The sequence below is a fragment of the Pantoea conspicua genome, from assembly GCF_002095315.1.
In the GTDB taxonomy this organism is placed as follows: Bacteria; Pseudomonadota; Gammaproteobacteria; order Enterobacterales; family Enterobacteriaceae; genus Pantoea; species Pantoea conspicua.
Genome location: NZ_MLFN01000053.1, coordinates 19,501 through 29,703, shown reverse-complemented (window position 1 = coordinate 29,703; position 10,203 = coordinate 19,501). Strand labels below are relative to the sequence as shown.

Below are 10,203 nucleotides of genomic sequence, written 5' to 3'. Positions count from 1 at the left end.
GACGGCCGGTGCGGTGCGGCAGGCGGCGGAGCAGGCGGGACGGCCGCAGGGCGATCGTGCGGTGGTGCTCTCCGGCTCCTGCTCGCAGATGACCAATCTTCAGGTCAGCGCGTACCGCCAGCTGGCACCCGCTCAGGAAGTGCGGATCGAACGCTGTCTGCAGGACGCAGACGGTTACGCACAACAGCTGTGTGACTGGGTGGAAGCCAACAGTCATCAGGTACTGGCGCCGCTGCTGTTTGCCACTGCTGACGCACAACAATTGCAGGCGATCCAGCAGCAACACGGTGCCCGGCGCAGCAGCGAGGCGGTGGAGCAGCTATTTGCTGCAGTTACCCGTGAGCTCAAGCGGCGCGGCTGGCAACGCTTTATCGTAGCGGGCGGCGAAACCTCCGGCGTGGTGGCTCAGAGCCTGGGCGTCACCGCGTTTCATATCGGCCCGACCATCTCGCCTGGCGTACCGTGGGTACGTGACATCCACCAGTCGCTGTCGCTGGCGCTGAAGTCCGGTAATTTTGGCGATCAGGATTTTTTCCGCCGCGCGCAAACGGAGTTTTCCCATGTCTGAATCCTTTTCTTTAGCCGAGCAGCAGGCGCGTGACGAAATGGTCCGGCTCGGTGCCTCTTTCTTTCAGCGCGGCTACGCCACTGGCTCGGCCGGCAATCTGTCCGTGCGGCTGGATGATGGCAATCTGCTGGCGACGCCAACCGGTTCCTGCCTCGGTGAATTACAGGGTGACCGGCTGGCGAAAGTGACACCTGATGGCGAGTGGCTCTCAGGCGATAAACCCTCCAAAGAGATCGCGTTTCACCGGGCGCTCTACCTGAACAATCCCGACTGCAAAGCGGTGGTGCATCTGCACAGTCACTACCTGACGGCGCTTTCCTGTTTACAGGGGCTGGATCCGGAAAACTGCATCCGCCCGTTTACGCCCTATGTGGTAATGCGGGTCGGGGATGTGCCGGTCGTGCCCTATTACAAGCCGGGCGATCAGCGGCTGGCGGAAGATCTGGCGCAGCTGGCCCCGCGCTACCGCGCCTTTTTGCTGGCCAATCACGGGCCGGTGGTGGTAGGAAAATCATTACGTGAGGCGGCAGATAACACCGAGGAGCTGGAAGAGACGGCCCGGCTAATCTTTACCCTCGGCGACCGCGCCATCCGTTATCTCAATGATGCCGAAGTGGCGGAATTAAGGAGCCGATAATGCCAAAGTTTGCTGCTAACCTGTCGACCCAGTTCACCGAACTGCCGTTTGCGGAACGCTTCGCCGCCGCCGCGGCCGCCGGTTTTGAGGCGGTGGAGTTTCTGTTTCCCTATGACTATCCGGCGGAACAGCTGAAGCAGTGGCTGGATGAGAATCAGCTGCAGCTGGTGCTGTTCAATACCGCGCCCGGCAACGTCGCGGCGGGCGAGTGGGGCGTATCCGCCATTCCCGGACGTGAAGCGGAAGCGAAGGCAGATATCGATCGTGCGCTGCACTATGCGCTGGCGCTCAACTGCCCGCAGGTCCATATCATGGCGGCGACCGTGCCGCCGGGTGGTGATCGTCAGCGCTATGCTGAGACCTTCATCGGCAACATGCGCTATGCCGCTGAGCGCTTTGCGCCGCATGGCACCACCCTGCTGATTGAGGCACTGAATCCGACCACCAAGCCAGGCTATCTCTACTCCAGTCAGTATCAGACGCTGGAGATGGTGGACCAGATCGATCGGCCCAATGTGTTTACCCAGCTCGATCTGTTCCATGCGCAGTTAGTGGATGGCAACCTCAGCCACCTGATTCGCCACTATGCCGGACGTTATCGCCACGTGCAGATTGCCTCGGCACCGGATCGCCATGAACCGGATGAGGGGGAGATTAACTACCCGTGGCTGTTTAATCTGCTGGATGAGGTTGGTTATCGCGGCTGGGTCGGCTGCGAATATATTCCGCGAGGCAGCACCCTCGCCGGCCTCGGCTGGTTTGCGCCCTGGCGTACGCGCCGCTAATCATCTGCATGCTCACTCACACCGGTTGTCAGGCAAACGGTGTGAGTCCTGCTGCAGCTTAATCACACCAGTGTTGAATCAATAAAAATATAACGTACTGAAAATTATAATTAATCAGAGGTCTGCCGATGTCCACTACGCTGCTGTTATCCATCGCGCTGGTCAGCGTGATTCTGCTGTTGCTGCTGGTAATCAAAGCCAAAGTCCATCCTTTTATTGCGCTGCTGGTTGCCAGTTTGTTTGTCGCCATCACCACCGGAATCCCGGCCGAAAACATCATGAAAGTGATCCTCGGCGGTATGGGGAGCCTGCTCGGCAGCATTGCCGCCATCATTGTGCTGGGTGCGATTCTCGGCGCGATTATTGAAACGTCCGGCGGCGCCGATCGACTGGCAAACCGCTTCGCGCAGCTGTGCGGACCGCAGCGCATGGTCGCGGCACTGACCACCGTGGCCTTTATTCTGGGGTTGCCGGTATTCTTTGACGTTGGGTTTATTATCGTGATCCCGCTGATCTATGGCTTTACCAAAGTGATGCGCGTATCGCCGCTGAAGTTTGGTTTGCCGATGGCAGGCATGATGCTGATGGTGCATGTTACGGTGCCCACCCATCCGGGACCGGCAGCGGCCGCCGGTTTGCTGAATGTCGATACGGGCTGGTTAATGATAACCGGAATAGCGCTGTCGATACCGACAGGCATTGTCGGCTATTTCGTGGCGAAAGCACTTAACCTTAAAAAGTATCACCTTTCCGTTCAGGTGCTGGAGCAGTTGCAGCTTACCGAACCGACCGCGCAGGCACCATCCGCCAGCAATAAAAATGCGCCGGGCGCACTGCTGATTTCGGGCTTAATTGTGCTGCCGATTCTGCTGATTATGCTGGGCTCGTTGCTGCCGCCACATCTTACACCCGACAGCCTGCTGCTGAAGATCCTGACGCTGGTGGGATCGCCCGCGGTGGCATTACTGATTACGCTGGCGCTTGCCGGATGGCTGCTGGGGCTGCGCCGTGGCTGGACCACAGAGAAACTGGAAACGCTGTCAAACAACGCGATTTCGACCGCTGCCGGGGTGATTCTGGTTTCAGGTGCCGGTGGCGCGTTCGGCAAAGTGCTGGTGGAATCGGGCGTAGGCAAAGCGCTGGCCAGCTCACTGCAGACGATTCATCTGCCGCTGATCCCGGCTGCTTTTATTCTTTCACTGGCGCTGCGCGCCTCGCAAGGCTCGGCAACGGTGGCGATTGTCACAACCTGTGGTTTGCTGAGTACAGCGGTGACGGGGCTGGGTGAAATGCAACTGGTGCTGGTAGCGTTATCAGCCTGTTTTGGTGCGTTGGGCTTGTCACACGTTAATGATTCCGGCTTCTGGGTGGTCACCCGTTATCTTGGATTGTCGGTCGCTGATGGATTACGCAGCTGGACAATACTGACCACGCTGATGGGATTATGCGGTTTTGCGCTGACCTGGCTGGTCTGGGTGATGATCTAAAGCATAAGGTGCCGGGACCGCTGAGGATAGCGGGACCCGGCCTTAAGGTTAGCAGGGAAGGCCGGACAGAGACGGCGTTAAGAGACCAGTTCCTGCGCATAGAGATAGAGCGCTTTCAACTGGCCCAGCTTCTCCGGATCGGCTTCATGCAGATTCGCCAGTGATTCCAGTTCCTGCATAAACGCCTGTACCCGCTCAGCATTAAGCACTTCACGCCGATGCTGCAACCAGCGCTGCTGTTCAGCATCATCCAGCGTACCGGGGAAGTTACGCGCCCGATAACGGAACAGCAGTTTCGCCACACGCGCGCTGTCGAAGGTCAAATCCAGCGCTGGCAGATTGGCCGGTGCGGTCTGACGAATAATGTTCATGCCTGCGCGATCGGCATCGCTGAAAAAGCCATCGTACAGTTGGGTATCGACGTCGTCCGATGGGGTAAACGGCTCCGCTTCGGCAAACAGCGTGACCAGCTTCTCCCGCACCTCAGGCTGCTGGCGCAGCAACGCCAGATTTGCCAGACAGTGCTGACGATCGATACCCAGCCGGGCGGCATCTTCCGGACGCAAAGTATTGGCCGGGGCCAGCACCGGACACTTGTTGATGTGAACCAGCTTTACCGGCACCGCTGGCCGATCGCCGAGATCGTTTTTCGGCGTATAAAGTCGCTCGCGCAGGGTATCGGCATCGAGTTGCAGCAGCGGTGAGATATCACCGGCCAGATCGACCACAATCAGCGCATTGCGGTTATCGGGATGCCAGGCCAGTGGAATCACCCAGCTGGTATTGCCGCGCGCCGCGCCGAACATGCCGGAGACGTGTACCAGCGGCTTCATCTGCGGGATATCAATCAGGTTCATCAGCTTGTTTTTGTTACGATGGGTAAACAAAAACTCAAACAGCTTTGGCTGTTTCTCTTTCACCAGCCGGGCCATCGCCAGCGTGGCATAGACATCTGACATCGCATCGTGGGCATTTTCATGTGCCACGCCGTTGGCTTTGGTCAGATGTTCCAGCCGGAAGCTGGGAAAACCCTCTTCATTCTCTGGCCAGTGAATGCCTTCCGGGCGTAGCGCGTAGCAGGCCCGCATCACGTCAAGCAGGTCCCAGCGTGAGTTACCGTTCTGCCAGCTCCAGCCATAGGGATCGTAGAAGTTGCGATAGAAGATATTGCGCGTCACTTCATCATCAAACCGGACGTTGTTATACCCCACCACACAGGTCTGTTCGACGGTAAACAGGGCATGGATGCGTTCAGCGAATTCCGCTTCAGTGACGCCGCGCGCCATCGCTACCTGCGGCGTAATCCCGGTAATCATTACCGCTTCCGGCTGCGGCAGATAATCATCCGGCGGACGGCAGTAAAAGACCTGCGGCTCGCCGATCGGATTAAAATCGCTGTCGGTGCGCAGCCCGGCAAACTGCGCCGGCCGATCGCGTGAAGGACTGGTCCCGAAGGTCTCGTAATCGTGGAAGAGGAAGGTTAATTCAGAGGCGGGCACGTCGCTGTCCTGTCGGCAAAAAATTCAATGTTCAGGATAGTCTTCTGCGCCCAGCAGCACAACTGTGTCACCGAAAGACTGCGAGCGTTATCGCCGCAGTTCATACTTTTTTTCAATTTATTCAAACCTTCACAACGCTTTTGCCGTAAAAGGTGCGGCTGTTTCCGTTTCGTTTCATAAATAAATTTTTTCTCCCGTGCAGGTAAGGATGAAGTGTTGAAAAGGCGTCTGTTGATTACCGTTACCGCTACTGTTTTTTGGGCTTCGCTGGCACAGGCTGACGACATGCCATTTCCCGTGACGCCACCGGCGATTGATGCGGCCTCCTGGGTGTTGATGGATGCCACCACCGGCCAGGTGTTGACCGCCGGTAATCCGGATGCGCGCCGCAATCCTGCCAGCCTGACCAAGCTGATGACCGGTTATGTGGTCGATCGCGCTATCGATCAAAAGAAAATCAGCCGCGACGATATGGTCACAGTCGGCAAAGATGCCTGGGCTGCCGGTAATCCGGTGTTCAAAGGGTCATCGCTGATGTTCCTCAAGCCAGGCGATAAGCTCAGCGTACGCGATCTCAGCCGTGGAGTGATCATCGATTCCGGTAACGATGCCTGTGTGGCGCTGGCGGACTACGTGGCGGGCAGCGAAGACAATTTCGTCAAAATGATGAATCACTATGTCGATAAACTCGGCCTGCAAAATACCCACTTCGAAACGGTGCACGGTCTGGACGCACCGGGCCAGTTCTCCAGCGCGCGGGATATGGCGAAACTGTCGCGGGCGATTATCGACGGTGAGCCTGACTTCTATGCCATGTACAGTGAGAAAACCCTGACCTGGAACGGTATCACCCAGAACAACCGTAACGGCTTACTGTGGGATAATAACCTCCATGTCGATGGGCTGAAAACTGGCCACACCGAAACCGCGGGCTTTAACATCATTGCCTCGAATCTGGTGGGCAAGCACCGCCTGATCGCAGTGGTGATGGGTGGCAAGAGTGCAAAAGGTCGGGAAGAGCAGGCGCGTAAACTGCTGGTATGGGGACAGAATACTTTTGATACCGTGCAGCTGTTCCATGCCGGTAAGAAAATTGGCAGCGAGAACGTCTGGTATGGCAATCCGCATCAGGTTGAAGTGGGTACCGCGAATGATGTCTATCTGTCGCTGCCGCGCAGTGAAGTGCCGAACGTCAAAGCGAAATACATCATAAACCGCAGCGATCTGGAAGCGCCGCTAAAAGCCAATGAGGTAATTGGTGAAATTCAGGTGATGGATAAAGATCAGCAGATTGCCCACTATCCGCTGGTGGCGCTGAGCGCCGTGGAGCCTGCTGGCGTGATTACCCGCATCACCGACTATCTCAGGCAGAAGTTCTGATCGGCATTGCTGGCCTCATAACCGGGGGCAGCCGTCAGGCTGCCCCACGGAGGTTTAGCGCAGATCTTCCTTCATCTTTTTCACCTCACTCGCCTCAACCGGAGGCGCAGCATTGCCCCAGCTGTTGCGAATGTAGGTGAGCACCGCGGCAATATTGTCATCACTCAGCGTACCGGCAAAGGCTGGCATCGCCGGTGCCGTTGGCCGTGCGTCGGTATCCACGCCGCGACTGCCCGCCAGCACCACATGCATCAGTGATGTCGCATTCGGCTGATTGATCAGCGGATTATCCGCCAGCTGCGGGAAGATATTCTTCTCACCGCGGCCACCCGGGCTATGGCAGGCCGAGCATTTGGCTTCATAGATCGTCGCCCCGAGCTTCATCCTGTCATCACCGGCATCCAGCGGTTTGGGCTTCTCATCGGTTTTTTTATCGCCCTCCTTGAGATAAACCGCCACCGCATTCAGATCGCCCTCGCGCCAGTGCTGGGTTGAATGGCGCACCGCATCGGCCATCGGGCCGGACGCGATGGCATAGCGGTTCACACCGGTCCGCAGGTAGGTAACGATATCCTGTTGGGTCCATTTACCCAGCCCGGTATGGTCGCTGGCGTCCAGATTCGGCGCATACCAATCCTCAACCTCGCTGCCGCCGAGGAAACGGCCATTTTTGTCGCCGCCCAGCAGATTTTTCGGGGAGTGGCAGGTGCCGCAGTGGCCGAGTCCCTCAACCAGATAGGCGCCACGGTTCCATTCCGCCGATTTGTCCGGGTTCGGTTTGAATTCGCCTTTATCAAAGTTGATCCAGTTCCAGACTATCAGGCTGGTACGGATGTTGAACGGAAAGGGGAGCTGGTTGGTTTCAACCGGATGATGGATCGGTTGCAGCGTCTGCATCCAGGCCCACAGATCCTGCAGATCTTTTTCCGACATTTTGGTGTAGGCGGTAAATGGCATCGCGCCATATAACCGCTTACCGTTATGGCCGACACCGGTATTCATGGCGCGGCGGAAATCATCGTAACTCCAGTCACCAATCCCGGTTTCACGGTCAGGGGTGATATTCGCGCCAGCCAGAGTACCAAACGGCGTTTGCAGCTTAACGCCACCGGCGAACGGCTGTTTCTCATCGGTGGTGTGGCAGGCAGTACAGTCGCCCAGCGTGGCAATATAACTGCCGCGGGCGATTTGATCATATTCCGGCTGCGCCTGACTGCTGAAGCTTGCGGCCAGTAACAACGCGGCGGCGGAGAGAAGCGGAAAGGTTTTCATGCGCTGATCATCTCCCCCGGACGTTTCAGGTAGTAGTGACGGATATCATGTGCCGCTTTAAAGGCCAGCGCGCCCACTGTGCCGGTCGGGTTATAGCCGGGATTCTGCGGGAAGGCGGAAGCGCCGACCACAAACAGATTTGGCACATCCCACACCTGCAGATGTTTATTCACCGAGCTGGTACGGGGATCGGCTCCCATGATAAAGCCGCCGACAACGTGTGAAGACTGATAGGGCACGCTGCTCCAGTGGCCGGTCATCGGCTTGACGATCATCTCGCGCGGGTTCATCACCTTAGCAATCTCAGCCACTTTGTTGGTGCAGTACTGCGCCATCTTCAGGTCGTTCTGCGCGAAGTCGAAGGTAATACGCAACAGCGGGCGGCCATGCGGATCTTTGTAGTTGGGGTCCAGCGACAGGTAGTTGGTGCGGGTGGTATAGCTGCTGGCTTCACAGCCAATCGACATGGTGCTGAGATAGTTATCTTTCAGCGTCTGTTTCCATTTCGACCCCCACTTCGGCGTGTTGGGCGGCAAGGGTCGATAACCAATCGGCGCTGCGCCAATCGGCGTTACGCGGATGCTGCCGCCGCCGAAAAAGCCGAGGCCGCTGTGGTCAAAGTTATCGTTATTAAATTCGTCGATTCCCATACCGACCGCGCCTGCGCCGATAAACGGGTTGAAGTTTTTGTTATCGAAAAACAGCGTGACGTTGTTGGCGGTCTGGTAGGCGTAGTTGCGCCCGGTGGTACCGCTGTTGGTCACCGGATCGTAGGCCTCGCCAATGCCTGACAACAGCATCAGGCGCACATTTTCAAAGGTAAAGGCGGCGACGATCACCAGATCGGCCGGCTGTTCCCACTCGTCGCCTGACGAGTCGATGTACGTGACGCCGGTGGCTTTTTTACCCGTTGAGTCAGTCAGTACCTGCAATACTTCACTGTTGGTATAGGCGGTGAAGTTAGGCTTGCGCATTAGCGCTGGCAGCACGGTGGTGATGGCGCTGGCTTTGGAGTAGTTGGCACAGCCGTAGTTGGTACAGAAGCCGCAGAAGGTGCAGGGCCCCATGGTGACGCCATACGGATTGGTATAGGCCTCAGAGACCAGCGAGGAGGGGACCGGGAACGGTTGATAGCCGAGATTTTTTGCTGCATCGGCAAACAGCGTTGGCGCATAAGGCTGACGTAGCGGCGGCGTCGGATAGTCGCCGGAACGCGCGCCCTCAAACGGATTTCCGCCCGGCTGTTTCTCACCGTTAAGGTTACCGGCGCGGCCCGAGGTGCCAGCCACCCGCTCAAACTGCATATAATGCGGCTCCATCTCCTCCCACGTGGTGCCCCAGTCCTGCAGCACCAGCTCATCAGGAATGGCGCTGGCACCGTAACGCTCGGTCAGATGGCTCTTCAGGCGGAACTCTTCTGGCTGGAAGCGAAAGGTGATGCCAGCCCAGTGGTTGCCTGCGCCGCCGGTGCCGTTGCCGGGGTGAAATGACCCCCAGGTGCGCATCGGTAAGGCGGTCTGCGACGGGTTGTTGCGCATGGTGCAGGTGTTCTGGCGAGTGCGCAGCATCAGTTCTTCACGCATCACATAACGCAGTTCATCGGTGACGGTTCCGATATTGAAGTCGCGAGCGGTATCGCGCCACGGACCCCGTTCAATACCGACCACTTCCAGGCCTTCATCGGCCAGCTCATTAGCGATAATCGATCCGGCCCAGCCGAGGCCAATCACCACGACATCGGTTTTGGGAAGTTTTTTCATGATTCGTCCTTTGCCTTCCATTGCGCAATACTGATGGGTTCGAAGTGCAGATCTTCGTTATGCCGCTCGATGTAATCGCGGTAGTCATAGCGCGCACCTGGAAAACCGAGCATTTTCCACGACACCATCTCCCGGTTGCCGCCGTACACCGGATCGGCAAAAAAGCCTTCCATGGTGTTATTGAGCACTTCGAGAAAAAAGGATTGCGCATCGAAATCGCTGAAGTGAACCTTACCGGCTTCCATCGCCTGCAGCAGTTCGTCCTGCTGTTGCGGTGTCAGATCAGTGAAGTTTTTGTTCGAGGTCTGCTGAACGTAGCGGTTAAGTGCGGCGATGCCCTTGCGGTAGCGCTGGCGCGGCACCAGCGGTGACTGGTCGCCCTGTTCAGTGGTGCCTTGCTGAAACGGGCCCTGCATATAGAGGCGCTCAAAAGTGCCGTAGGAGCCGTGCAGCTGACGATCGATAAAGACCGCGCAGCCCGCCTCTTTGCCGCCCACGCTGAGGTCATCGGCCGGGATCAGCCGGTCAACCATCGCCTCGATGGTCTTTGCTTCAGCATCAGTAAAAAAAAGCCAGCCTTGTTGTGGGTAGGTTTCTGGGGGATTATCGGAGAATGGCGTCCAGCCTGGACTGCCTTTCAGAGAAACGGCATCGGCGACCTGGCTGACAGTAGCAGCAACGCCCAGCGTCGACCATGTCAGAACCTGCCGCCGCGTGACGCCCGGCAGGGTTTTTGCTCTTTTTCTCATCGTGCTTCCTTCTCAAGTGTTACTAACAAAAGCGAAAGGTTAAAAACTGTTGGCAATTTGTTTTTT

The 10,203-nt window shown here is 57.4% G+C and carries 9 protein-coding genes; 5 read left to right on the top strand and 4 right to left on the bottom strand.

Annotated features, from left to right (window positions below; translation table 11 throughout):
- From HA41_RS15980 to HA41_RS15965, 4 genes are all read left to right on the top strand, one after another.
- On the top strand, positions 1-568 hold a 568-nt coding region (locus tag HA41_RS15980), incomplete at its 5' end, for a nucleotide-binding domain containing protein (protein WP_143807346.1).
- The gene (gene otnC / locus HA41_RS15975) at positions 561-1,205 is read left to right on the top strand and encodes a 3-oxo-tetronate 4-phosphate decarboxylase (RefSeq protein WP_094121611.1); all 645 of its coding nucleotides are present in this window, start codon (positions 561-563) and stop codon (positions 1,203-1,205) included. The genes HA41_RS15980 and otnC, both read left to right, overlap by 8 nt.
- Positions 1,205-1,990, top strand: a complete 786-nt coding sequence (locus HA41_RS15970; RefSeq protein WP_094121610.1) for an HPr family phosphocarrier protein — start codon at positions 1,205-1,207, stop codon at positions 1,988-1,990. The genes otnC and HA41_RS15970 overlap by 1 nt, the downstream gene beginning before the upstream one ends.
- Positions 1,991-2,118: 128 nt before the next feature.
- Positions 2,119-3,477 (top strand): GntP family transporter, encoded by a 1,359-nt coding sequence (locus HA41_RS15965; RefSeq protein ID WP_094121609.1) that lies wholly within the window; start codon positions 2,119-2,121, stop codon positions 3,475-3,477.
- Between the two features lie 77 nt (positions 3,478-3,554).
- Here the strand turns inward: HA41_RS15965 and sbcB are convergent, their stop codons facing one another.
- The gene (sbcB, locus tag HA41_RS15960; RefSeq protein WP_094121608.1) at positions 3,555-4,976 is read right to left on the bottom strand and encodes an exodeoxyribonuclease I; all 1,422 of its coding nucleotides are present in this window, start codon (positions 4,974-4,976) and stop codon (positions 3,555-3,557) included.
- A 216-nt stretch (positions 4,977-5,192) separates the two neighbouring features.
- Between sbcB and dacD the strand changes: the two genes are divergently transcribed.
- Positions 5,193-6,356: a serine-type D-Ala-D-Ala carboxypeptidase DacD gene (gene dacD / locus HA41_RS15955; protein ID WP_208612768.1), complete on the top strand. Its 1,164-nt coding sequence runs from the start codon at positions 5,193-5,195 to the stop codon at positions 6,354-6,356.
- 54 nt (positions 6,357-6,410) lie between these two features.
- Here dacD and HA41_RS15950 read toward each other — a convergent pair whose 3' ends face one another.
- Genes HA41_RS15950 through HA41_RS15940 form a run of 3 tightly spaced genes read right to left on the bottom strand, consistent with a single transcriptional unit; the run spans position 6,411 to position 10,137 of the window.
- A complete protein-coding gene (locus tag HA41_RS15950; protein WP_094121606.1) occupies positions 6,411-7,628 on the bottom strand; it encodes a cytochrome c in 1,218 nt (405 codons plus the stop codon).
- Entirely contained in the window at positions 7,625-9,391 is a 1,767-nt protein-coding gene (locus HA41_RS15945) for a GMC family oxidoreductase (RefSeq protein WP_094121613.1), read from the bottom strand. The genes HA41_RS15950 and HA41_RS15945 overlap by 4 nt, the downstream gene beginning before the upstream one ends.
- Entirely contained in the window at positions 9,385-10,137 is a 753-nt protein-coding gene (locus tag HA41_RS15940; protein WP_094121605.1) for a gluconate 2-dehydrogenase subunit 3 family protein, read from the bottom strand. Before HA41_RS15940 ends, HA41_RS15945 begins: the two co-directional genes overlap by 7 nt.
- Between the last annotated feature and the right edge of the window lie 66 nt (positions 10,138-10,203).

Excerpts from the sequence above, each read along its gene's own strand:
- otnC (WP_094121611.1), top strand. The coding sequence starts at position 561 with ATGTCTGAATCCTTTTCTTTAGCCGAGCAGCAGGCGCGTGACGAAATG.
- HA41_RS15970 (WP_094121610.1), top strand. The coding sequence starts at position 1,205 with ATGCCAAAGTTTGCTGCTAACCTGTCGACCCAGTTCACCGAACTGCCG.
- HA41_RS15965 (WP_094121609.1), top strand. The coding sequence starts at position 2,119 with ATGTCCACTACGCTGCTGTTATCCATCGCGCTGGTCAGCGTGATTCTG.
- HA41_RS15950 (WP_094121606.1), bottom strand. The coding sequence starts at position 7,628 with ATGAAAACCTTTCCGCTTCTCTCCGCCGCCGCGTTGTTACTGGCCGCA.
- HA41_RS15940 (WP_094121605.1), bottom strand. The coding sequence starts at position 10,137 with ATGAGAAAAAGAGCAAAAACCCTGCCGGGCGTCACGCGGCGGCAGGTT.